This window comes from Comamonas sp. GCA5 (genome assembly GCF_036541385.1).
Taxonomy (GTDB): Bacteria; Pseudomonadota; Gammaproteobacteria; order Burkholderiales; family Burkholderiaceae_C; genus Comamonas; species Comamonas aquatica.
This window is the reverse complement of the sequence record NZ_JAZHFR010000008.1, coordinates 57,781-79,987: the sequence shown is the minus strand read 5'-3', so window position 1 is coordinate 79,987 and position 22,207 is coordinate 57,781. Positions and strand designations below refer to the sequence as shown.

Sequence of the window (22,207 nt, the reverse complement as noted above, 5' to 3'; positions counted from 1 at the left end):
GCGCGCCCCCTCCAGCAAGGGCTTGATGATCTCGAATTGCTCGCGGCTCGTGTCGCTGGGGTACTTCTTGGTTCGCACCCGTCAATTGTCAGGGAACAATTAAAGATCCTGAACAGGTTCTTAGGGCTTTGAAACCCTTTTTTCGTCTGCGCTAGCAGCTATGTATTTGTGTGAATCTGGCAAGGCGCGCAGCGCGACCATGTGCCTGTTGCAGCGCGGAGGTCGCCGTGGCTCGCGAGAGGCGGGAAAGGCAGATGAGGTGTGCCCCGCACTGCTGCGTCTGGGGCAAGTCCTCCAGCATGTGCTGTTGTTCGCTGACGGCCATCGCCTGCAGCGACAGCGCCAGGCCGCAGGCTGGGGCCCCGTGTTGCCCCGTCACCGCCAGGATGCCTGGGCTTAGCTGTGCTGATGGCGGCAGTCGCTCACCGTGTCGCGGCAGGCCGCAGCCAGTCAGCCGCAGCGCCCGCAGGACACTCAAGGCACGCTGGGGGTCTCGCGCTGGGGCTTGGGGTGCTGGGCCTCGGGTTTGGAGGCGGCGCCGGGCAGGGTGCTCATGGCTGGGCCGGACGCCGCCACGGCGGCCACGGCCGACAGGGTGGAGGTCGGCGCGTCTGGCACCGGCATCACGCTGCCATCTGCATGCAGGCGCGAGACCAGCACCTGGTCGATGCGGTAGCTGTCCACGTCCATCACCTCGAAGCGGTAGCCGCCCCAGTTCACCGCATCGGTGCGGCGCGGCACGCGGCGCAGCATGACCATCAGAAAGCCGGCCAGGGTTTCGTACTCGTCCTCATTCGGCAGGGCTTCCAGGTCCAGGGCGCGCAGCACATCGTCGATGGGCGTGATGCCGTCGATCAGCCAGGAGTTTTCGTCACGGCGGATGATCTGCTCTTCATCGTCGGGCGAGACCAGGTCGCCCATGACCGTGCTCATCACATCGTTCAGCGTGACCACGCCGACAACCAGGCTGTACTCGTTGAGGATCACGGCAAAGTCTTCGTGCACCTGCTGGAACTGGTCCAGCACCTCGGCCAGGGTCAGCTTGTCGGGGACCAGCAGCACGCGGCGGATCAGGCTGTCGTCCTTGAGCGAGATGGGCAGGTTGTTCAGCACGCGCTGGAACAGGTCCTTGGCGTCCACGTAGCCGACGATGTGGTCGATGTCACCATCGCACACCGGGTAGGTGGAGAAGGGCTCCTCGGCGATGCGCGCGCGGATCACGTGGTCCGGGTCATCGCGCAGGAAGTAGGCGATGCGGTCGCGCTGTGTCATGGCCGAGGCCACGGTGCGCGAATCCAGCTCGAAGATGTTGGCAATCGCCTGTTGCTCGCGCACCGCCAGCACGCCGGCACGCGCGCCGGCCTCGGTCATGGCCAGGATGTCGTCCGAGGTGATGCGCTCGTCGCGCTGGTCGGGCAGGCCCAGCACGCGGATCAGCGCATCGGTGATGCGGGCGTAGATCCAGACGATGGGCTTGAACACCGTCATGCACAGCTGCATGGGACCCAGCACACGCAGCAGCAGGTGCTCGGGCTCGACCATGCTCAGGCGGCGCGGCACCAGGTCGGCAAACAGGATGAACAGGGAGGTGATTACCAGGAAGGACAGCACGAAGCCCAGGCTGCTGGCGGTGCTCTCGGGCAGCCACAGGGTCAACAGGCTGCCCAGTGTGCCGCTGAGGGCCCCTTCGCCGACGATACCGCCCAGGATGGCAATGCCGTTCTGGCCCACCTGTACCACGGTGAAATAGTCGCCGGGCTGCTCCTGCATCCTCAGCGCCTTGTCTGCACGGGGGTCGTCTTCGTCGGCCATCTGGCGCAGGCGCAGACGGCGGGAGGCGGCGAGGGAAATCTCGGCCACGGCGAAGAAGGCACTGGCGGCAATCAACAGCGCGATGATGAACAGGCTTTGCGTCAACGTCATAAGTCAGTGGGGTGGCAGGTGACGGCCGAGTGTCACCATTGTGCATGCCTCCTTCGCATGCCGGCATACCGATCACTCTGTGCCGCTGCCCTGCGGCCGAGAACGAAAAAACCGCCCACAGGGGCGGTTTTGGATAAAGCAGGGGCCATGCCAGCCGTACTGGTCATTGGGGTTGGCATCGGTCCCAGCAGCTGCATGCGATCAGGCTTCGCCGTTGATCACTTGCTGCAACTCGCCGGACTCGTACATCTCCATCATGATGTCCGAGCCGCCGATGAATTCGCCGCGGATGTACAGCTGGGGGATGGTGGGCCAGTTGCTGTAGTCCTTGATGCCCTGGCGGATTTCCTGGTCTTCCAGCACGTTCACGGTGGCGATCGCCTTGGGCTCCACGCCGCAGGCCTTCAGGATCTGGATGGCGCGGCCCGAGAAGCCGCACATGGGGAAGCTGGCGCTGCCCTTCATGAACAGCAGGATGTCGTTGTTCTTGACCAATTGGTCGATGCGTTGTTGTACGTCGCTCATGGGTTCTCCTTGCAGGGGAGCCTGGGCATGGTCCGCCCGGCAATGCCTGTGATTATTTCACTGTCTCGCCAACGTTGGGGCCGTCCGGGATTTGCCCGCCCGTGCAGCGGTCCACGCCGGCCAGGTCCTGGCGGCTGTGCACCTGCACAAAACCGGCGCTGCGCAGGAGGGCCTGCACGTCTGCGGCCTGGTCCCAGCCGTGCTCCAGCAGCAGCCAGCCGCCGGGCGGCAGGTGCGCCGGTGCCTGGGCGACGATGGCGCGCAGGTCTTGCAGGCCGTCGGCGCCGCTGGTCAGGGCGTGGCGCGGCTCGTGGCGCAGCGCGGGCATGTGGGGATCGTCCTCGCGGATGTAGGGCGGGTTGCTGGCGATGACGTCAAACACCCCCTCCACCTGCTCCAGCCACGACGAGGCCACGAACTGCACCGGCAACTGCAGGCGCTGCGCGTTGGCGCGCGCCACGTCCAGCGCCTGCGGGCTGAAGTCGACGGCGGTCACGGCGGCGTCCGGGCGCTGGCTTTGCACGGCCAGGGCGATGGCACCGCTGCCGGTGCCCAGGTCCGCCACGCGGGGTGAAACGATTTTTTCCACCACGTCGAGCACCCACTCCACCAAGGTCTCCGTGTCGGGGCGCGGGTCCAGCACGCGGGCATCCACCTGCAGCGGCAGGCCGAAAAATTCTTTGCAGCCCGTCAGATAGGCCACGGGCACGCCATCCAGGCGCTGGGCGCACAGCTGCGCAAACTGCGCCTGCTGGTCGTGGCTCAGCGGGTCCTGGTCGTGCGTCAGCAGCCAGGCGCGGCTGGCACCGGGCTGGCCCAGCACGTGCAGCAGCAGCATTTGCGCGTCAATGCGCGCCAGGCCCTGCTGGTGGGCCTGGCGCAGGGCATGCTGCAAAGTCAAAGGTGAGTTCACTTTGTATAGCTGCTGGAGCAGACGGTATGAGCGTTAGAGGTTAATTGGGCTTGAAAAGATTGAAAGACTCGCTGACACCACGCTGGATACGTTGTGTGCCTTGTCGCACGCCAGTACGGCACGCAGTTTCACGCTTTGCCATCGTCCATCTTCGGTGTGCGGAGTGGTGTTTGGCGATCTCACTAAGTATTCACTTCCAGCTCGGCCAGCAGTTCGGCCTCGCGGGCCTGCTGCAGCGCCTGGATGACATCGCCCAGGTCCCCTTCCATGATGTTCAGCAGCTTGTACAGCGTCAAGTTGATGCGGTGGTCCGTCAGGCGCCCTTGCGGGAAGTTGTAGGTGCGAATGCGGTCGCTGCGGTCGCCCGAACCAATCAGGCCCTTGCGCAGCGCGGCTTCCTTGGCCTCGCGCTCCTTGCGTTCCTTTTCCTGAATGCGCGCCTGCAGCACCTGCAGGGCCTTGGCCTTGTTGCTGTGCTGGCTGCGGCCGTCCTGGCATTCGGCGACGATGCCCGTGGGCAGGTGGACCACGCGCACGGCCGAGTCGGTCTTGTTGATGTGCTGGCCGCCGGCGCCGCTGGCGCGGAAAGTGTCGATGCGCAGGTCGGCCGGGTTCAGGGTGATGGCCTGCTGCTCGTCGGGCTCGGGCATCACCGCCACGGTGCAGGCGCTGGTGTGGATGCGGCCCTGGGTCTCGGTGGCGGGCACGCGCTGCACGCGATGGCCGCCGGATTCAAAGCGCAGTGCGCCGTACACGCGTTCGCCCTCGATGCGCAGCACCACTTCCTTGTAGCCGCCCAGTTCGCTGTCGTTGGCGCTCATCACCTCCACCTTCCAGCCCACGTTGGCGGCGTAGCGGGTGTACATGCGCGCTAGGTCACCGGCGAACAGGGCTGATTCGTCACCGCCCGTGCCGGCGCGGATTTCCACGAAGGCCGGGCGCTCGTCGTCCGGGTCCTTGGGCAGCAGCAGGCGCTGCAGTTCGTCCTCGAGCTTGAGCAGCTCGGCCTCGCCGGCCTGGATCTCTTCCTGTGCCATCTCGGCCATGTCCGGGTCGTCCAGCATCTCGCGCGCGGTGGCGATGTCGGTTTCGGTCTGCAGGTAGCGTTGGTAGCGGCCGGCCACGGCGGTCACGTCGGCATGCTCGCGCGAGATGCGGCGGTACTGCTGCATGTCGCCCATGATGTCTTCGCGCGAGAGCAGAAAATCCAGTTCTTCAAGGCGCTGGGCATAGCGCTCCAGCTGGGTGCGCAGGAATGGTTGCATGGTCGATTCGAGGAAATGGGGTGCTACGCGAAACGTAGCGGCAAGCGCTGGTCAGATCAGCGCTGGAGGGTGTTTTGGCTCAAAAGCCGCAGCGCGCAGCGGCGCTAACGCTGGCCGGGCTTGCCGGTGCGCAGGAAGAGTCGGGAGACGGTGTCCACCGTCTGGGCGCGCTCTTCGGCGCTGCCCTTGTGCAGGGCCGCCAGGGTGCCGTGCATCATCTTCTGGGTCAGGCCGCGCGACAGGGCGTCGAGCACGGCATCCACATCCTCGCCCTTGGCCAGCAGCTTCTTGGCGCGGGCGATTTCGGCGGCGCGCCAGGCATCGGTCTGGGCGTTGAGCTGCTGGATCAGCGGCACCACGCCGCCCTGGGCGCGTTGGTGCATCCACTGCATGAAGTTCAGCACGCCGGCGTCGATGATGACCTCGGCCTCGGCCACGGTGGCCTGGCGCTGGGCCTGGGCGGTGCGCACCACGCTGGCCAGATCGTCCACGGTGTACAGGTAGACGTCACGCAGGTCCTTGACCTCGGGCTCGATGTCGCGGGGCACGGCCAGGTCGACCATGAACATGGGGCGGTGCTTGCGTTTTTTGAGCGCGCGCTCGATCGCTCCCAGGCCGATGATGGGCAGGGTCGAGGCCGTGCAGCTGATGATGGCGTCGTACTCGTGCAGGTGCTCGGGAATCTCTGCCAGCGGCATCACCTCGGCGCCAAAGCGGCTGGCCAGCTTTTCCCCGCGCTCCATGGTGCGGTTGGCGATGGTGATGTGGGCGGGGTTCTTGGCGGCAAAGTGGGTGGTGGCCAGCTCGATCATCTCGCCGGCGCCCACGAACAGGATGCGGATCTTTGTGAGGTCTTCGAACAGCTGGCCGGCCAGGCGCACGGCGGCGGCGGCCATGGAAATCGAGTGCTCGCCGATCTCGGTGGAGCTGCGCACTTCCTTGGCCACGGCAAAGCTGCGCTGGAACAGCTGGTTCAGCGTGCTGCCAAGGGCGCCGGCTTCCTCGGCGGCGCGCACGGCGTTCTTCATCTGGCCCAGGATCTGGGTTTCGCCCAGCACCATGGAGTCCAGGCCTGAGGCCACGCGGAAGGCGTGGCGCGCGGCGGAGCCGTCTTCCAGCAGGTAGGAGTGCGAGCGCAGCATGTCCGCACTCACGCCGCCGGCATGGGCCAGCCAGCCCAGGGTGTGGTCCAGGGCGGGGGCGTCGGCGGCGCAGTAAATCTCGGTGCGGTTGCAGGTCGAGAGAATGGCTGTTTCCACCTCGGGGTGGCGCGTGGCGCTGGTCAGCGCCTGGCGCAATCCGTGCAGGGTGGGGGCGATCTGGTCGATGGCGAACGCAAAACGGCCCCGTAAATCCAACGGTGCCGTGTTGTGGTTGATGCCGAGTGCCCAGACTGCCATAAGTCGAGATTATAAAATTTGCTGTCGCTTTGCGCTGTCCTACAGTCCAAAGTCTTGATCTGTGTCATTTTTATGCCCGTCCTGGACTTCCTCAACCACCTGCTCAACTTCGTGGCACCGGCTGTTTTTCTGGCCCTGGTGCTGGCGCTGGGCGCGTGCGTGCTGTGGCGCAAACGGGCGCACCTGCTGCCCTGGTACCTGATGGCCGCCGTCAACCTGCTGCTGGGCGTGCTGGTGCTGGCCCTGGGCGTGGTGCTGACCGGCCACGACGGCCGCATGGGTACTTATGCCGTCCTGGTGCTGGCTATGGGCAGCTGCCAGTGGCTGATGTCCCAGGGCTGGCGCGGCTGAGCCGCAGGACGCCGGCGCCGCTCCGGACCGGTCTGCGGCAGCGGAAGTGGCGCGGCGTTGGCACCTAGGCCTGCGCGTACTGGGCCTGGTCGGCCCGGGCTTGCGCCAGCACCCAGTCACGGAAATCCTGCAGCGCATGCGAGGCCGGGCGCGAGGCGGGCTGGCACAGGAAATAGCCGCGCTCGATCTGGAAGGGCCGGTGCACGGGGATGGCCACACGCCCGGCGGCCAGATCGTCCTCAATCAGGCAGCGCTGTACCACGGCCACGCCCATGCCGGCGACCACGGCCTGTACCAGCATGCCCACCAGTTCGAAGTCGGCTGCCGGTGCCGGGTAGGGGCCGTCGCAGCCCATTTTCTCGAACCAGCGCGCCCAGTTGTCCGGGTAGTTGGTGTGGGCCAGCAGCGGGCGGCGCAGCAGGTCCTGCGGGCGGCAGATGCTCAGCGCATCCTGCGGCCGGCAGATGGGCACCAGATCGCGGCCCACCAGGTAGTCGGCCTGCACGGTCTCTGGAAACGGCATGCTGCCGATGCGGACCCAGGCATCGATGTCGGGCGAAGTGATGGGATCGTCGCGCCGATACGGGGCGAACGACAGCACGGTCCCCGGGTGGCGGGCGCTGAAATCCGGCAGGCGCGGAATCAGCCAGTGGCTGAACAGCGTGGGCGGCATGGACAGGCGTACGTGCCGGCCTTCGCGCTTGCGGCGCATGGCTTGGGTGGCCGATTCGATGGTAAAGATGGCCGGCCCCACGGCGTCCAGGTACTGGCGCCCGGCCGTGGTCAGCACGCTGCGCCGGCCCTGGCGCTCGAAGACGGCAAAGCCCAGGTGCTCTTCCAGGCGGGCAATCGCGCGGCTGATGGCACCTTGGGTGACCTGTAGGGCATCGGCCGCCTGGGTGTAGCTGCCCAGCCGCGCGGCCTGGGCAAAGGCATGGAGCTCCGAAATGGACGGGGACTGAAGGCGCATGACTGAATTATGACTTTTAGTAATGCTTGCTTGCTTTTTTGTCCCTTTTTTCCTGCGCCCCAGTGGCCAAGAATCTGTGCGTACTTCTCATAAATCATCCGAACCCTGGAGAAAACCCCATGATGTTGCGCCGCACCCTGTTGTCTTCCGTCGCCGCTGCTGCGGCCCTGACCGCCCTGGCCCCCGCCGCCCTGGCCGCAGACAACTACCCCAGCCGCCCGATCAAGCTGGTGGTGCCGTTTGGCGCCGGGGGGTCGACCGACATCGTGGCGCGCCTGCTGGCCGACAAGATGGGCCCCATCCTGGGCCAGCCCATCGTGATCGAGAACAAGGGTGGCGCCGGTGGTTCGATCGGTGCGGCCGAAATTGCCAAGGCCCCCCCGATGGCTACACCATCGGCATGGCCACCGTGTCTACGCACGGTGCCAACCCCGCGATCATGGCCAAGCTGCCCTATGACGCCAAGAAGGACTTCGCCCCCATCACCAACGTGATGGCCGTGCCCAGCGTGTTTGTGGTGCACCCCAGCGTGCCTGCCAAGACGATGAAGGAGTTCATCGCCCTGGCCAAGAAGGAACCCGGCAAGTACAGCTTCGCCTCGCCCGGCACCGGCTCGCTGGGCCATGCCAACATCGAAAACTTCATGAACCTGGCGGGCATCGACCTGCTGCACATCCCTTACAAGGGCGCGGGCCAGGCGCTGAATGACGCACTGGGGGGGCAGGTGCACGCAATGACGGACAACCTGTCCTCGTCGCTGACCAATATCAAGGCTGGCAAGCTGCGTCCGCTGGCGGTGCTGGCGCTCAAGCGCACCGAGGTGCTGCCGGACGTGCCCACCTATGCCGAGCTGGGCTACCCCCAGATGGGTGATGGCGGTTGGTTCGGCCTGGTGGCCCCCGCCGGCACGCCCAAGGCCATCATCGACCAGCTGAACGCGGCCGCCCACAAGGCCATGCAGGACCCCAGCTACCTGGCCAAGCAAAAGGACATCGCTGGCGAAGGCATGGCCAACACGCCCGAGCAGTTTGCCAAGCAGATCGATGCCGCCATCGCCCGCTACACCGCCGTGGCCCAGCGCGCCAACATCAAGATCAACTGATGCCCGGTTTGCCTGATTTTCTGCAGCCCCGCCCGGAGGCCCCGGTGTGGGTGCACCCGCCGCAGGCCGAGGTCTTACCGCTGGTGTGCGATTCCCCGCACAGCGGCACGGCCTATCCGGCGGATTTCGGGTTCGCGCTGCCCCTGGCGCAGCTGCGCCGCGGCGAGGACTCGCTGGTGGACCGCCTGTGGCAGGCCTGGCCCGAGCATGGTGCGACCCTGGTCGAGGCCACGTTTCCGCGCACCTACATCGATCCCAACCGCGAGGAAGACGACATCAACCCCGCGATGCTGGACGGCCCCTGGCCCACGCCGCTGCACCCGAGCCCCAAGACCCTGCAAGGCCTGGGTCTGGTGTGGGAGAAGCTCAGCCAGGCCGGTCGGTCCACCCCGGTGTACGACCGCGCACTCAGCGTGGCCGAGGTGCAGCAGCGCATCGAGCGCTACTGGCGCCCCTACCACGCCGCGCTGGCGCAGGCCATCCGCTGGTGTGTGGGGCGTTTCGGCGGGGTCTGGCACATCAACCTGCACTCCATGCCCAGCGATGTCTACCAGCGCCTGGGCACGCCCGAGAAGACCCTGGCCGACTTTGTCCTGGGCGACCGGGATGGCACGACCTGCGATCCGGACTTCATCCGCCTGATTGGCGAGACCTTGCAGGCCCAGGGCTACAGCGTGGCCTACAACGAGCCGTACAAGGGCGTGGCCCTGATCGGCCGCATTGGCCAGCCGCATCTGCACCGCCACAGCCTGCAAATCGAGATCAACCGCCGCATCTATCTGGACGAGGACACACGCCTGCCCAGCGCCGGTTTTGCCCAGGTGCAGCAGCACCTGCAGCAGTTGATGCCGGTGGTGGCCGAGCACGTGCGCCAGCGCATGCGCCAGCTGCCGCGCGCCTGAGCCTGCGGGCTTGTCGGCGGCGGCATCGCGGCCCGGAATGGCGGCCCTGACAGCCCGCGGGGTGAGGGCGCACGAACGCCCCGGGGTTTTCACGGATTTGACATGAATTTGTCACATTCCAGCCCCGCGGCCCCGGGCTTGCTCCCTAGAATCCGCCCGCCATGCCTGTCGCCAAACGGCGGGCGGGCCATTCCACAACAAGGAGCATTGAATGAACACAACATGGCGTACATGCCTGGCTGCAGCCGCGTGCCTGGTGGCTGCGATGGTGGCGCAGGCGCAGGACTTTCCCAGCAAGCCGATCCGCATCGTGATGGGGTTCCCGGCCGGCGGCCCGCTGGACCAGCACGCCCGCCTGCTGTCCGACAAGCTGCAGGCCGAGCTGGGTCAGCCCATCGTCATGGACTACAAGCCCGGTGCCGGCGGCACGCTGGGGGCGCAGGAGGTCATGAAGTCCGCGCCCGACGGGCACACGCTGATGATCGCCAACACCGGGGTGATGGTGATCAACCCCGCGCTCTACCCCAAGCTGCCCTACCAGACGCTGCGGGACTTCACGCCGATTGCACGCACCGCCATGCAGCCGCTGGCGCTGCTGGTCAGCAACAACACCCCGGTCAAGACGCTGCCGGAGTTCATCAGCTATGCCAAGGCCCATCCGGGCAAGGTCAACTTCGGCTCGGCCGGCAACGGCGGCATCAGCCACCTGGTGCCCGAGATGTTCAAGACTGCCACGGGCATCCAGATGGTGCACATCCCCTACAAGGGCAGTGCCCCGGCCTTCACCGACCTGATGGGCGGGCAGGTGCAGTTCATGGCCGAGAGCATTCCGCAGGCCGCGGCCTACCACAAGCAGGGCAAGGTGCGCGCGCTGGCTGTGACCAGCCGGGAGCGCAACCCGGCGCTGCCCGAGATCCCGACCGCCATCGAAAGCGGCCTCAAGGGCTTCGAAGTGGTCGGCTTCTACGGCTTCCTGGCCCCGGCCGGCACACCCAAGCCTGTGGTTGACCGCCTGAGCCAGGCCTTCCAGAAGGTGATGGAGAACCCCGAGCTGCGCGAGCGCATGGTCAGCCAGGGCGCCAACCCCGACTTCATGGGGGCCGAGACCTTTGCCAAGTTCCTCGCCGCAGAAATGCCCCGCTGGGCCGATGCGGTCAAGGCCTCGGGCACGAAGATGGACTGAGCGTGCTGCCCGCGTGACGGGCAGCACCAACAGCAAGGCCTTCCCCTGCGGGAAGGTCTTTTTGGATGTCGTGCTGGCGAATTCGATAGCGCACAGCGCACGCTGTACGGGTATTTAAGTGTGTTTTGTCTCTGAAATACCCTGTCATAGAGCGCAAGCAGCTCTCTTTTTTAGAGCGTTAAGCTGGTCTGGGCCGGGCTGAACAGGTCCACGCGGTCGGTGATGATGCCGTCCGTGCCTAGGTCGATCAGACGCTGGGCGGCCCATTCGTCGTTCACGGTGTAGCTGCTGCAGCGCAGGCCGGCGCCATGCACCTTGGCCACCAGTTCGGGGGTCCACAGCGCATGGTTGAGCACCATGGCGTGGCAGTCCAGGTCCAAGGCCACTTGCAGATCGGCGTCACCGTTGCCATCGGCCAGCTTGTCCACCAGCAGGCCGCGCGGGATGTGGGGCGCGGTTTCGCGCGCGCCCTGCAGGGCCTCGGGTTTGAACGAGGTGAATAGCGGCGGCACTTCGCTGTGCGGCCAGATGCGCTGCATCAGCGTGCCGCAGGCGCGACCGGTTTCCAGCTCCTGGCCGGGTGTGGGCTTGATCTCCACATTCAGGTGCAGGTGGTTGGCCAGGCACCAGCGCGCCAGGGCTTCCAGCGTGGGCAGGGCCTCGCCCGCGTAGGCGCGCGAGTGCCAGCTGCCGGCATCGAGCTGGGCGATCTGACCCATGGTCAATGCGCCGCCGACGCCGTGGCCGTTGGTGGTGCGCTCCAGCGTGGCGTCGTGCATCAGGAACAGCACGCCATCGCTGCTGAGCTTGGCGTCGCACTCAAAAAAGCGGTAGCCGTGCTGCGCGCCCAGGCGGAAGGCGCTCAAGGTGTTTTCCGGTGCCAGCTTGCCGGCACCGCGGTGGGCCACCCAACGGGGGTAGGGCCAGGGTTTCAATGCAGTAGTCATCGTGGATTTGCGCCCCTAGAGACGTGAAAAAAGCGCCGTCAGCGTGGGCTGGGGCGCTTGTGAAAGCTTAGTGCAGAAGTCATTCCGCAGGCATGCACACGTGCATTCGGCGCGGCCACGCGCCTGAACGCTCAGGCGCGCTTGCCGGTTTCGGCGTCGAACCAGTGCAGACGGTCCTGGCGGGCCGAGATACGGGCGGTCTCGCCGGGCTTGGGGAAGGGCTTGCCTTCTTCCACGCGCACGGTGACGTCCTCGTCACCCACTTTGCCGTACAGCAGGCGCTCGGCACCCAGCAGTTCCACGGTTTCCACGCGGAATTCCACGCCGCCGGTTTCCACCAGGTCGATGTGCTCGGGGCGGATGCCCAGGATCAGGCCGGGCTTGCCGTTGGGCGAGTGCTTGAGCAGGTTCATCGGGGGCGAGCCGATGAAGCCGGCCACGAAGGTCGAAGCAGGGGTGTGGTAGACCTCTTCGGGCGTGCCGAACTGTTCCACGTTGCCGCCGTTCATCACCACCATGCGCTGGGCCAGGGTCATGGCCTCGACCTGGTCGTGGGTCACGAACAGGCTGGTGATGCCCAGTTCGGCGTGCAGCTTCTGGATCTCGATGCGGGTCTGGCCGCGCAGCTTGGCGTCCAGGTTGGACAGGGGTTCGTCGAACAGGAACACCTGGGGCTGGCGCACGATGGCGCGGCCCATGGCCACGCGCTGGCGCTGGCCGCCGGACAGCTGGCGTGGCTTGCGGTCCAGCAGGTGGGACAGCTCCAGGATCTTGGCGGCCTTGTCCACGCGGCGCTTGATCTCGTCCTCGGGCACCTTGGCGAGCTTCAGGCCGTAGGCCATGTTCTCGTAGTTGCTCATGTGGGGGTAGAGCGCGTAGTTCTGGAACACCATGGCGATGTTGCGCTTGGCAGGTTCCAGGTCGTTGACCTTCTTGTCGCCGATGATCAGGTCACCACTGGTGATTTCTTCCAGGCCGGCAATCATGCGCAGCAGGGTGGACTTGCCGCAGCCCGAGGGGCCGACCAGCACGATGAATTCGCCGTCCTTGATGTCGACGTTCACGCCATGGATCACAGGCACGGCCGTCTTGCCGGTGCCGTAGCGCTTGACGATGTTCTTGAGAGAGATGGATGCCATAACAGTATTTCGTTGAATCGATCAAAAGAGGGTGGATGCGGCAGCGGATTACTTTTCGGTATCCACCAGGCCTTTGACAAACCACTTTTGCATCAGGATCACGACCAAGGTCGGGGGCAGCATGGCCAGGATGGCAGTGGCCATCACGATGTTCCAGTCCACGGCGGCTTCACCGCCGGCCAGCATGCGCTTGATGCCGATCACCACGGGGTACATGTCTTCCGAGGTGGTCATCAGCAGCGGCCACAGGTACTGGTTCCAGCCGTAGATGAACTGGATCACGAACAGCGCAGCGATCGAGGTCTTGGACAAGGGCACCAGGATGTCCTTGAAAAAGCGCATGGCGCCGGCGCCGTCGATGCGGGCGGCCTCCACCAGCTCGTCCGGCACGGTCAGGAAGAACTGGCGGAACAGGAAGGTGGCGGTCGCCGAGGCGATCAGGGGCAGGGTCAGGCCTGCGTAGCTGTTGAGCAGGCCCAGGTCGGCCACGACCTTGTAGGTGGGCAGAATCCGCACTTCCACGGGCAGCATCAGCGTCAGGAAGATGGCCCAGAAGCACAGCATCTTGAAGGGGAAGCGGAAGTAGACGATGGCGAAGGCCGACAGCAGCGAGATGGCGATCTTGCCGAGGGTGATGACCATGGCCACCACGAAGCTCACCCACATCATGTGCACGACGTTGGTGTTGGAGCCCAGCTTGCCGGAGCCCAGCAGTGCTTCCTTGTAGTTGTCCCACATGTGGGCGCCGGGCAGCAGCGGCATGGGCGACTGCACGATGGCATCGGCCGTGTGGGTCGAGGCGATCAGCGCCAGGTACAGCGGAAAGGCGACGATCGCCACGCCGAGGATCAGGACGGCGTGCGAGATGAGGGTGAGCCAGGGATTGCGATCAACCATGATCAGTACTGCACTTTCTTTTCAACATAGCGGAACTGGATCACGGTCAGCACGACAACGATCAGCATCAGGATCACGGACTGGGCAGCCGAGCCGCCGAGGTCCAGGGCCTTGAAGCCATCTTGGTACACCTTGTAGACCAGGATCGAGGTCGACTGGCCGGGACCGCCTTGCGTGGCCGCGTCGATGATGCCGAAGGTGTCGAAGAACGCGTACACGATGTTGATCACCAGCAGGAAGAAGGTGGTGGGCGACAGCAGGGGCAGCTGGATGTTCCAGAAACGGCGCCAGGGGCCGGCACCGTCAATCGAGGCAGCCTCGATCAGCGCCTTGGGGATCGACTGCAGGCCGGCCAGGAAGAACAGGAAGTTGTACGAGATCTGCTTCCACACCGACGTGATGACGATCAGGGCCATGGCCTGGTTCTCGTTCATCAGGTGGTTCCACTCGTAGCCGAGTTTGCCCAGGTAGTGGGTGATCACGCCGATGGAGGGCGAGAACATGAAGACCCACAGCACGCCGGCGATCACGGGCGCCACGGCGTAGGGCACGATCAGCAGGGTCTTGTAGACCATGGCGAAGCGGATGATGCGGTCGGCAAAGATCGCCAGACCCAGTGACACGGCGATCCCGACGCCTGCTACCAGCACCGAGAACACGGCGGTGCGCTGGAAGGAGTTCAGGTAGGTGGGGTCATCCAGCAGGTTGCGGAAGTTGTCCAATCCGACCCATTCGGTCGACATGCCGAACGCATCTTCCATCTGGAAAGACTGGAGCACGGCTTGGCCGGCTGGCCAGAAGAAGAAGATGCCGATGATGAGCAGCTGGGGCATGATCAGCGCCCAGGGCAGCCATCGGGAGCGGAAAAGTACGCGTTTTTCCATGATGGATCACAAAATAAAAAACCACCGGAGCTGCATCAGCCGCGGAGGAGAGTGAGGGTCATCGAGGCGTGTCGCGTTGGAATCGCGTCAAAACGAACCAAGGCGAAACACTATGTGTATCGAATGTGCGCGTATTGTGCCTAGCTGTCAGCCGCTGCGCCAGAGACGCAGCGGCTGTTCCGTTGAAGTCAGAAGGGTATTAGCCCTTCTATGGGCGCGGGTTACTTGCCGCCGTTGGCGCGCTCGAAGCGGGCCAGCAGTTCGTCACCACGCTTGACGATGTTGTCCAGCGCTTGCTTGCCGGATTGCTTGCCGGACCACACTTGTTCGAGTTCTTCGTCCTCGATGGTGCGGATCTGCACGTAGTTGCCCAGACGGATACCGCGCGAGTTGTCAGTCACTTTGCGGATCATCTGGTTCACGGCCACGTCGGTACCTGGGTTCTTCTGGTAGAAGCCCGAAGCTTCGGTCATCTTGAAGGACTCCATGGTCACAGGCAGGTAGCCGGTGCGCTGGTGCGAAGCGGCCTGGATTTCAGGTTTGGACAGGAATTCGAAGAACTTGGCCACGCCCTTGTACTCGGGGGCCTTCTTGCCGGCCATCACCCACAGGGAGGCGCCACCGATCACGGTGTTCTGGGGCGCGCCCTTCACATCGGGGTAGTAGGGCAGAGGGGCCAGGCCGTAGGCGAACTTGGCGTTCTTGGACACGTCGCCGTAGAAGCCGGACGAAGTCTGGATCATGGCGCACTCGCCAGCCGTGAACGAAGCCTGGGCGGTGGAAGCACGCCCCTTGTAGACGAACTCGCCATTCTTGGCGGCTTCACCCAGGTTCTCGATGTGCTTGACGTGCAGGGGCGAATTGATCTTCAGGCGGGCCTTGTAGCCTTCCTTGCCCAGGCCGTTCTGGTGGGTGGCGAACTCCACGTTGTGCCAGGTGGAGAAGGACTCCAGCTGGGTCCAGCCTTGCCAGGCCAGGGTCATGGGGCAGCTGTGGCCGGATTCCTTCAGCTTCTTGGCTGCGGCAAAGACTTCGGGCCAGGTCTTGGGGGCCACGTCGGCGTTCAGACCGGCCTTCTTGAAGGCGTCCTTGTTGTAATAGAAGATGGTGGTCGAGCTGTTGAACGGGAAGCTCAGCATCTGGCCGTTGGGGGCGGTGTAGTAACCGGCCACGGCGGGGATGTAGGCCGAGGGGTCGAACTTGGCGCCGGCATCGGCCATGACCTTGCCCACCGGCACGGTGGCGCCCTTGGAGGCCATCATGGTGGCGGTGCCCACTTCAAACACTTGCAGGATGTGGGGCGCATTGCCGGAACGGAAGGCCGCGATGGCGGCGGTCATGGATTCGTCATACACGCCCTTGAACGTGGGGACCACCTTGTATTCGCTCTGGCTTTCGTTGAACTGCTTGGCTAGATCGTTGACCCACTCGTTGTTCACGGCGGTCATCGAGTGCCACCACTGGATTTCAGTGGCTGCATTGGCTGCGCCCATGGCGGTGGCCGCGACGACGGCGGTCAGGGCGAAACGCTTGTATTGCATGGAAAACTCCTCAACGTGTAGAAATGTGTGCTGCCCATCCTAAGAATGAAGATGGCACTTTTATGACAGTCATCCGGCCGGTGTAGGGCCAAATGACAGCCGCACGGTCCTTTGTACTCCACTTGCGTGGCAAACGCCGGTGGGTGGCCCGTGGCTGTGCCCGCATTCTAGAAGCCGGGCCTGCGCTGGTGAATGCGGGTATGCGCGAATTCTTTTCTTTTTTGATTATTTATTTTCGCAATTGTGGGATTTGCGTAGTGGTTCAAATCTGACGTGCCGCGGCGGTGGCGGCTGGGTCAGCGCGCCGAGAGGTCTCTGACACAGCCTCGGGGGTGGCGCCTGGGGGTGGCATAAAATTGGGCCCCCCATGACTCAGGGGCGCCGCTTGAGCGTCCGATCCGGTCCACGTCCATGAATGCACCGATTGCGCAGGCAATGCTGGAAACCAAGGTTGCCGAACCCGCCCGTCTCCGAGAGATTCCCTACAACTACACCTCGTTCTCCGACAAGGAAATTGTGATCCGCTTGTTGGGCACTTCGGCCTGGAGTGTGCTCAACCAGTTGCGTGAAGAGCGCCAGACCGGCCGCTCTGCCCGCATGCTGTACGAGGTGCTGGGCGATATGTGGGTGGTGCAGCGCAACCCCTACCTGCAGGACGACTTGCTGGACAATCCCGGGCGCCGCAAGCTCTTGGTCGATGCCTTGCAACACCGCATGGCGGAAGTTCACAAACGCCGCATGCCACAGGATGACCCGCAACGCGATCACCTGGTGGGCGAGCTGATTGAGTCCGCCAACCGCGCCGTGGTTGAGTTTGACCGCATGTTCGTCGAGGCGGCCGAGCTGCGCCACCGCGTGCGCAAGACCCTGGGCAAGCTGACGCACAAGGACAACATCAAGTTTGACGGCCTGTCGCGCGTCAGCCATGTGACCGACGCCACCGACTGGCGTGTCGAATACCCCTTCGTGGTGCTGACCCCGGACACGGAAGTCGAGATGGCCGGCCTCGTCAAGGGCTGTATCGAGCTGGGTCTGACCATCATTCCGCGGGGGGGCGGTACCGGCTACACCGGCGGCGCGATTCCGCTGACCTGGCGCTCGGTGGTCATCAACACCGAAAAGCTGCAGGCCATCACCGAGGTGGAGTCGGTGGCACTGCCTGGCGTGGACCACCCCGTGCCCACGGTGTGGACGGAAGCCGGCGTGGTGACCCAGCGCGTGGCCGATGCGGCCGAGCGCGCGGGCTTTGTGTTCGCGGTGGACCCGACCTCGATCGAGGCGTCCTGCATCGGCGGCAACATCGCCATGAACGCCGGTGGCAAGAAGGCCGTGCTGTGGGGCACGGCACTGGACAACCTGGCCTCCTGGCGCATGGTCACCCCCGATGCCGAATGGCTGGAGGTGGTGCGCATTGGCCACAACCTGGGCAAGATCCACGATGCCGAGATGGCCAGCTTCGAGCTACGCTACTTCGCGGCCGACGGCAAGACGCCGCTGCGCACCGAGCGCCTGGACATTCCCGGTCAGAAGTTCCGCAAGGAAGGCCTGGGCAAGGACGTCACGGACAAGTTCCTCTCCGGCCTGCCCGGGGTGCAGAAGGAAGGCACGGACGGCCTGATCACCAGCGCGCGCTGGATCGTGCACCGCATGCCCGAGCACACCCGCACCGTGTGCATGGAGTTCTTTGGCAACGCCAAGGATGCCGTGCCCTCGATCGTCGAGATCAAGGACTACATGTTTGAGGAGCAAAAACGCTCGGGTGTGTTGCTGGCCGGCCTGGAGCACCTGGACGACCGCTACCTGAAGGCCGTGGGCTATGCCACCAAGTCCAAGAAGGGCAACGGCGGCCTGCCCAAGATGGTGCTGATAGGCGACATCGTCGGTGACGACGCCGACGAAGTGGCGCGCGTGACCTCGGAAGTGGTGCGCATCGCCAATTCGCGCAACGGCGAAGGCTTCGTGGCCATCAGCGCCGAGGCGCGCAAAAAATTCTGGCTGGACCGCAAGCGCACGGCCGCCATCAGCCGCCACACCAACGCCTTCAAGATCAACGAGGACGTGGTGATCCCGCTGCCCCGCATGGCGGAGTACACGGACGGCATCGAGCGCATCAACATCGAGCTGAGCCTGCGCAACAAGCTCAAGTTCTGCGATGCCTTGCTGGCCTTCTTTGAAAAGGGCAATCTGCCGTTGGGCAAGCAGGACGATGCGGGTGAAATTCCCTCGGCCGAACTGCTGGAAGACCGGGTGCAACAGGCCATCGCACTGGTGCAGGACGTGCGTGCCCTGTGGGCGGGCTGGCTGGCCGACGTGGCCACCCTGTTTCCGCAACTGCAGGACCACAGCCTGCGCGCCAGCTGGAAGACGCAGATCAAGGCGCCCCTGGCGCAGATCTTCCATGGCGAGGCCTTCAAGCCCATCCTGGCGGAGACCGTCAAGATCCACCAGCAGGTCCTCAAGGGCCGTGTCTGGGTGGCACTGCACATGCACGCCGGTGACGGCAATGTGCACACCAACATCCCCGTCAACTCCGACGACTACGAGATGCTGCAGACCGCCCACGAAGCCGTGGCGCGCATCATGCAGCTGGCGCGCAGCCTGGACGGCGTGATCTCCGGCGAGCACGGCATCGGCATCACCAAGCTCGAATTTTTGAGCGACGAAGAACTGCAGCCGTTCGCCGACTACAAGAAGCGCATCGACCCCCATGGCCGCTTCAACCGCGGCAAGCTGATCCGCGAAAAGAACGGCCTGGTGCCGGCCGAGTCGCCGCGCGACGCGCTGATGTACGCCGACCTGACCAATGCCTACACGCCCTCGTTCGGCCTGATGGGCCACGAGTCGCTGATCATGCAGCAGTCCGACATCGGCGCCATCGCCGATTCGGTCAAGGACTGCCTGCGCTGCGGCAAGTGCAAGCCCGTGTGCAACACGCACGTGCCCGGCGCCAACATGCTGTACAGCCCGCGCAACAAGATTCTGGCCACCTCGCTGCTGGTCGAGGCCTTTCTGTACGAGGAGCAGACGCGCCGCGGTGTGTCCATCAAGCACTGGCAGGAGTTCGAGGATGTGGCCGACCACTGCACGGTCTGCCACAAGTGCTTCACGCCCTGCCCGGTCAAGATCGACTTTGGCGATGTGACCATGAACATGCGCAACCTGCTGCGCAAGATGGGCAAGAAGAGCTTCAACCCCGGCAACAAGATGGCCATGGCCATGCTGAACGCCACCAACCCCGACACCATCAACCTGCTGCGCAAGGGCATGGTGGGTGTGGGCTTCAAGGCGCAGCGCCTGGCGTCCGACCTGCTGCACGCCGTGGCCAAGCCGCAGATGAAGCACCCACCGGCGTCGGTGGGCAAGCCACCGCTCAAGGAGCAGGTGATCCACTTCGTCAACAAGAAGCTGCCCGGCGGTCTGCCGACCAAGACGGCGCGCGCGCTGCTGGACATCGAGAACAAGGACTACGTCCCCATCATCCGTGACCCCCAGGCGACGACGGCCGACACCGAGGCGGTGTTCTACTTCCCCGGCTGCGGTTCGGAGCGCCTGTACAGCCAGGTGGGCCTGGCCACCCAGGCCATGCTGTGGCATGCCGGCGTGCAGACGGTGCTGCCCCCGGGCTATCTGTGCTGCGGCTATCCGCAACGCGGCTCGGGCCAGTACGATGTGGCGGACAAGATGATCACGGACAACCGCGTGCTGTTCCACCGCGTGGCCAACACGCTGAACTACCTGGACATCAAGACCGTGGTGGTCAGCTGCGGCACCTGCTACGACCAGTTGCAGGGCTACGCCTTCGACAAGATCTTCCCGGGCTGCCGCATCATCGACATCCACGAGTACCTGCTGGAAAAGGGCATCACGCTGCCGGGCGCGGCGGAGGGGGGGCAGGGCGGCTACCTGTACCACGACCCCTGCCACAGCCCCATGAAGCAGCAGGATCCGATGAAGACCGTCAAGGCCCTGGTCGGCGATGGCGTGCTCAAGAGCGACCGCTGCTGCGGTGAATCCGGCACTCTGGGCGTGACGCGGCCTGACATCTCCACGCAGATCCGTTTCCGCAAGGAAACCGAGCTGCGCCAGGGTGAGGCTGAGCTGCGGGCTAACGGCTCCGTCGGTGCCAAGGACAACGTCAAGATCCTGACCAGCTGCCCCAGCTGCCTGCAAGGCCTGAGCCGCTACGGCAACGACCTGCAGAACGGTCTGCTGGAAGCCGACTACATCGTGGTCGAGATGGCCAAGCAGATCCTGGGTGAGAACTGGATGCCGGACTACGTGCAGCGCGCCAACGCCGGCGGCATCGAACGGGTGCTGCTGTGAGTACGCCATCCGCCGACTGCGTGCTGTGCCGCGAGGCGGGCGGCCTGCCCGTCTGGCAGGGCGCACAGCTGCGCGTCATCCGGGCGCAGGAGGAGGGCTTTCCGGCCTTCTACCGCGTGATCTGGACCGCACATGCGGCCGAGCTGTCGGACCTGTCCGAAGTCGACCGCAACACCTGCATGGCCGTGGTGGCCGCGGTGGAGCGCGTGCTGCGCACCGAGCTGCAGCCCACCAAGATCAACCTGGCGGCCCTGGGCAATATGGTGCCGCACCTGCACTGGCATGTGATTGCACGCCATGACTGGGACAGCCATTTCCCGGCGCCCGTCTGGGCAAACCCCTTGCGGGCGCGCGATTTGGCCCGCGAAGCACAATTGCAGGACGCACTCGCCACCTGCGACGCTGCCATCGCCCAGGCGCTGGCACGCTGGGCGTGATCACATTGATGTGAGCGGTTTGCGCTGGTCATATCGCGACTTCAGCAGGTTTTAGGGCTGAAGTTGGCGTTTGACAAGCGCAAGCAGCTATTGTTTTGATAGGTTGCATTCCATGGCAGACATGCCTCTTCCCCAATCGCTGACCGTGCACGCCGCCTCGCGCGTGCTGGAGGTGGGCTATTCCGATGGCCAGACCTTCCGCCTGCCCTTCGAGCTGCTGCGCGTGTATTCCCCCTCGGCCGAAGTGCAGGGCCATGGCCCGGGCCAGGAAGTGCTGCAGACCGGCAAGCGCGAAGTCGGCATCGACAACATCGAACAGGTGGGCAACTACGCCATCAAGCCGTTCTTCAGCGACGGCCATGAAAGCGGCCTGTTCACCTGGAACTACCTGTACGAGCTGGGCCAGAACCAGGACACCCTGTGGCGCGACTACCTGGCGCGCCTGGAGGCGGCCGGCGTGGACCGCGACACCCCCATGCCGCAGAAGTCCGGCGGCAGCTGCGGCACCGGCGGCAGTGCCAGCAGCGGTGGTGGCTGCGGCAGCGGCTCCTGCGGCTGCTGAAGCCCGGGGCGGCATGCCCCGCGCGCAACAAGTGCCGTCGCTGGGCTGGGATATTCCCTCGGTGGTGCTATATTTAAAGTAGCTGGAGATGACCGCTTGAAAAGCGTTTTCCCAGCACCAGATTTTGACTGCAGGCCTGCTATGCCCTGGGGGTGCACGGGGTTGTCGCTGTACCAGACGCAGCAGCCTGCTTACATTTCAAGCTTATGAGCAGCACACACTTTGGATTCCAGACGGTCGACGAAAAAGACAAGGCCAGCCGCGTGCGCGGCGTGTTCGACTCCGTGGCGTCCAAGTACGACGTCATGAACGACCTGATGTCCGGCGGGCTGCACCGCGCCTGGAAGGCCTATACCGTGATGGTGGCCAACCTCAAAGAGGGCGACCAGGTGCTGGACATTGCCGGGGGCACGGGCGACTTGTCCATGGCGTTCTCCAAGAAGGTCGGCGCCAGTGGCACCGTGGTGCACACCGACATCAACGAAGCCATGCTGCGCGTTGGACGTGACCGCCTGACCGACAAGGGCATTTTCCTGCCCACGCTGGTGTGCGATGCGGAGAAGCTGCCCTTCCCCGACAACCATTTCAATCTGGTGAGTGTGGCCTTCGGCCTGCGCAACATGACGCACAAGGACGCCGCCCTCAAGGAAATGAACCGCGTGCTCAAGCCCGGCGGCAAGCTGCTGGTGCTCGAGTTTTCCAAGGTCGCCAAACCGCTGGAGAAGGTGTACGACTGGTACTCCTTCAACATCCTGCCCAAGATGGGCTCGATGGTGGCTGGCGACCCCGACAGCTACCGCTATCTGGCGGAATCCATCCGCATGCACCCGGGCCAGGAGGAACTCAAGGCCCTGATGCAGCAGGCGGGCTTCGGGCACGTGGACTACCACAACATGTCGGCCGGTATCGTCGCGCTGCATGTCGGGATCAAATGCTGAACAGG

General features: G+C 64.7%; 18 protein-coding genes and 1 pseudogene. 8 read left to right on the top strand and 11 right to left on the bottom strand.

The genetic code is table 11. The features are described 5' to 3' along the window. Positions 1 to 474: 474 nt before the first annotated feature. The 5 genes from paeA to hemA form a co-directional block, all read right to left on the bottom strand. Entirely contained in the window at positions 475 to 1,923 is a 1,449-nt protein-coding gene (paeA, locus tag SJH88_RS03610; RefSeq protein WP_081888972.1) for a polyamine export protein PaeA, read from the bottom strand. A 201-nt stretch (positions 1,924 to 2,124) separates the two neighbouring features. Beyond that, a complete protein-coding gene (gene grxD, locus SJH88_RS03605; RefSeq protein ID WP_042416983.1) occupies positions 2,125 to 2,448 on the bottom strand; it encodes a Grx4 family monothiol glutaredoxin in 324 nt (107 codons plus the stop codon). Positions 2,449 to 2,500: 52 nt separating this feature from the next. Continuing rightward, a complete protein-coding gene (gene prmC / locus SJH88_RS03600) occupies positions 2,501 to 3,361 on the bottom strand; it encodes a peptide chain release factor N(5)-glutamine methyltransferase (RefSeq protein WP_274753633.1) in 861 nt (286 codons plus the stop codon). 182 nt (positions 3,362 to 3,543) lie between these two features. Continuing rightward, complete coding sequence (prfA, locus tag SJH88_RS03595; protein ID WP_154163299.1) at positions 3,544 to 4,626, bottom strand: peptide chain release factor 1; 1,083 nt, start codon at positions 4,624 to 4,626, stop codon at positions 3,544 to 3,546. 104 nt (positions 4,627 to 4,730) lie between these two features. Beyond that, positions 4,731 to 6,026 carry a glutamyl-tRNA reductase gene (gene hemA / locus SJH88_RS03590; protein WP_183303194.1) on the bottom strand — a complete coding sequence of 432 codons (1,296 nt, stop codon included), beginning with the start codon at positions 6,024 to 6,026 and terminating at the stop codon, positions 4,731 to 4,733. A gap of 72 nt (positions 6,027 to 6,098) precedes the next feature. Between hemA and SJH88_RS03585 the strand changes: the two genes are divergently transcribed. Further along, positions 6,099 to 6,377 carry a hypothetical protein gene (locus SJH88_RS03585; protein WP_183303193.1) on the top strand — a complete coding sequence of 93 codons (279 nt, stop codon included), beginning with the start codon at positions 6,099 to 6,101 and terminating at the stop codon, positions 6,375 to 6,377. Between the two features lie 64 nt (positions 6,378 to 6,441). Here the strand turns inward: SJH88_RS03585 and SJH88_RS03580 are convergent, their stop codons facing one another. After that, the gene (locus SJH88_RS03580) at positions 6,442 to 7,347 is read right to left on the bottom strand and encodes a LysR substrate-binding domain-containing protein (RefSeq protein WP_042416972.1); all 906 of its coding nucleotides are present in this window, start codon (positions 7,345 to 7,347) and stop codon (positions 6,442 to 6,444) included. 119 nt (positions 7,348 to 7,466) lie between these two features. Between SJH88_RS03580 and SJH88_RS03575 the strand changes: the two are divergent. The 3 genes and pseudogenes from SJH88_RS03575 (at position 7,467) to SJH88_RS03565 (ending at position 10,534) form a co-directional block, all read left to right on the top strand. Beyond that, positions 7,467 to 8,449, top strand: a pseudogene (locus tag SJH88_RS03575) (tripartite tricarboxylate transporter substrate binding protein BugE). After that, positions 8,449 to 9,351 carry an N-formylglutamate amidohydrolase gene (locus SJH88_RS03570; protein WP_274753632.1) on the top strand — a complete coding sequence of 301 codons (903 nt, stop codon included), beginning with the start codon at positions 8,449 to 8,451 and terminating at the stop codon, positions 9,349 to 9,351. Before SJH88_RS03575 ends, SJH88_RS03570 begins: the two are co-directional and overlap by 1 nt. 211 nt (positions 9,352 to 9,562) lie before the next feature. Then, positions 9,563 to 10,534, top strand: coding sequence for a Bug family tripartite tricarboxylate transporter substrate binding protein (locus SJH88_RS03565; RefSeq protein ID WP_274753631.1), 972 nt, complete (start codon positions 9,563 to 9,565; stop codon positions 10,532 to 10,534). 170 nt (positions 10,535 to 10,704) lie between these two features. Here the strand turns inward: SJH88_RS03565 and ugpQ are convergent, their stop codons facing one another. From ugpQ to ugpB, 5 genes are all read right to left on the bottom strand, one after another. Continuing rightward, positions 10,705 to 11,481, bottom strand: a complete 777-nt coding sequence (gene ugpQ / locus SJH88_RS03560) for a glycerophosphodiester phosphodiesterase (protein ID WP_274753630.1) — start codon at positions 11,479 to 11,481, stop codon at positions 10,705 to 10,707. A 131-nt stretch (positions 11,482 to 11,612) separates the two neighbouring features. Further along, positions 11,613 to 12,620 (bottom strand): sn-glycerol-3-phosphate import ATP-binding protein UgpC, encoded by a 1,008-nt coding sequence (locus tag SJH88_RS03555; protein WP_274753629.1) that lies wholly within the window; start codon positions 12,618 to 12,620, stop codon positions 11,613 to 11,615. Positions 12,621 to 12,668: 48 nt separating this feature from the next. Further along, the gene (gene ugpE / locus SJH88_RS03550; RefSeq protein WP_274753628.1) at positions 12,669 to 13,517 is read right to left on the bottom strand and encodes a sn-glycerol-3-phosphate ABC transporter permease UgpE; all 849 of its coding nucleotides are present in this window, start codon (positions 13,515 to 13,517) and stop codon (positions 12,669 to 12,671) included. A gap of 2 nt (positions 13,518 to 13,519) precedes the next feature. Then, a complete protein-coding gene (ugpA, locus tag SJH88_RS03545) occupies positions 13,520 to 14,401 on the bottom strand; it encodes a sn-glycerol-3-phosphate ABC transporter permease UgpA (protein WP_042416954.1) in 882 nt (293 codons plus the stop codon). Positions 14,402 to 14,622: 221 nt separating this feature from the next. Beyond that, positions 14,623 to 15,942, bottom strand: a complete 1,320-nt coding sequence (ugpB, locus tag SJH88_RS03540; RefSeq protein WP_042416950.1) for a sn-glycerol-3-phosphate ABC transporter substrate-binding protein UgpB — start codon at positions 15,940 to 15,942, stop codon at positions 14,623 to 14,625. A gap of 411 nt (positions 15,943 to 16,353) precedes the next feature. Here ugpB and SJH88_RS03535 point away from each other — a divergent pair, with 411 nt between their 5' ends. From SJH88_RS03535 to ubiE, 4 genes are all read left to right on the top strand, one after another. Beyond that, on the top strand, positions 16,354 to 20,265 hold the full coding sequence (locus SJH88_RS03535) for an FAD/FMN-binding oxidoreductase (protein WP_274753627.1): 3,912 nt from the start codon (positions 16,354 to 16,356) through the stop codon (positions 20,263 to 20,265). After that, positions 20,262 to 20,702, top strand: coding sequence for an HIT family protein (locus SJH88_RS03530; RefSeq protein ID WP_274753626.1), 441 nt, complete (start codon positions 20,262 to 20,264; stop codon positions 20,700 to 20,702). Before SJH88_RS03535 ends, SJH88_RS03530 begins: the two co-directional genes overlap by 4 nt. Positions 20,703 to 20,814: 112 nt before the next feature. After that, positions 20,815 to 21,264 carry a gamma-butyrobetaine hydroxylase family protein gene (locus SJH88_RS03525; protein ID WP_045267471.1) on the top strand — a complete coding sequence of 150 codons (450 nt, stop codon included), beginning with the start codon at positions 20,815 to 20,817 and terminating at the stop codon, positions 21,262 to 21,264. A 206-nt stretch (positions 21,265 to 21,470) separates the two neighbouring features. Then, positions 21,471 to 22,202, top strand: a complete 732-nt coding sequence (gene ubiE / locus SJH88_RS03520) for a bifunctional demethylmenaquinone methyltransferase/2-methoxy-6-polyprenyl-1,4-benzoquinol methylase UbiE (RefSeq protein ID WP_042416939.1) — start codon at positions 21,471 to 21,473, stop codon at positions 22,200 to 22,202. The last annotated feature ends 5 nt before the right edge of the window (positions 22,203 to 22,207 follow it).

Bases quoted from the DNA above. Each gene is read 5' to 3' on its own strand.
- paeA (WP_081888972.1), bottom strand. From the start codon at position 1,923: ATGACGTTGACGCAAAGCCTGTTCATCATCGCGCTGTTGATTGCCGCC.
- grxD (WP_042416983.1), bottom strand. From the start codon at position 2,448: ATGAGCGACGTACAACAACGCATCGACCAATTGGTCAAGAACAACGAC.
- prfA (WP_154163299.1), bottom strand. From the start codon at position 4,626: ATGCAACCATTCCTGCGCACCCAGCTGGAGCGCTATGCCCAGCGCCTT.
- hemA (WP_183303194.1), bottom strand. From the start codon at position 6,026: ATGGCAGTCTGGGCACTCGGCATCAACCACAACACGGCACCGTTGGAT.
- SJH88_RS03585 (WP_183303193.1), top strand. From the start codon at position 6,099: ATGCCCGTCCTGGACTTCCTCAACCACCTGCTCAACTTCGTGGCACCG.
- SJH88_RS03580 (WP_042416972.1), bottom strand. From the start codon at position 7,347: ATGCGCCTTCAGTCCCCGTCCATTTCGGAGCTCCATGCCTTTGCCCAG.
- SJH88_RS03570 (WP_274753632.1), top strand. From the start codon at position 8,449: ATGCCCGGTTTGCCTGATTTTCTGCAGCCCCGCCCGGAGGCCCCGGTG.
- SJH88_RS03565 (WP_274753631.1), top strand. From the start codon at position 9,563: ATGAACACAACATGGCGTACATGCCTGGCTGCAGCCGCGTGCCTGGTG.
- ugpQ (WP_274753630.1), bottom strand. From the start codon at position 11,481: ATGACTACTGCATTGAAACCCTGGCCCTACCCCCGTTGGGTGGCCCAC.
- SJH88_RS03555 (WP_274753629.1), bottom strand. From the start codon at position 12,620: ATGGCATCCATCTCTCTCAAGAACATCGTCAAGCGCTACGGCACCGGC.
- ugpE (WP_274753628.1), bottom strand. From the start codon at position 13,517: ATGGTTGATCGCAATCCCTGGCTCACCCTCATCTCGCACGCCGTCCTG.
- ugpA (WP_042416954.1), bottom strand. From the start codon at position 14,401: ATGGAAAAACGCGTACTTTTCCGCTCCCGATGGCTGCCCTGGGCGCTG.
- ugpB (WP_042416950.1), bottom strand. From the start codon at position 15,942: ATGCAATACAAGCGTTTCGCCCTGACCGCCGTCGTCGCGGCCACCGCC.
- SJH88_RS03535 (WP_274753627.1), top strand. From the start codon at position 16,354: ATGAATGCACCGATTGCGCAGGCAATGCTGGAAACCAAGGTTGCCGAA.
- SJH88_RS03525 (WP_045267471.1), top strand. From the start codon at position 20,815: ATGGCAGACATGCCTCTTCCCCAATCGCTGACCGTGCACGCCGCCTCG.
- ubiE (WP_042416939.1), top strand. From the start codon at position 21,471: ATGAGCAGCACACACTTTGGATTCCAGACGGTCGACGAAAAAGACAAG.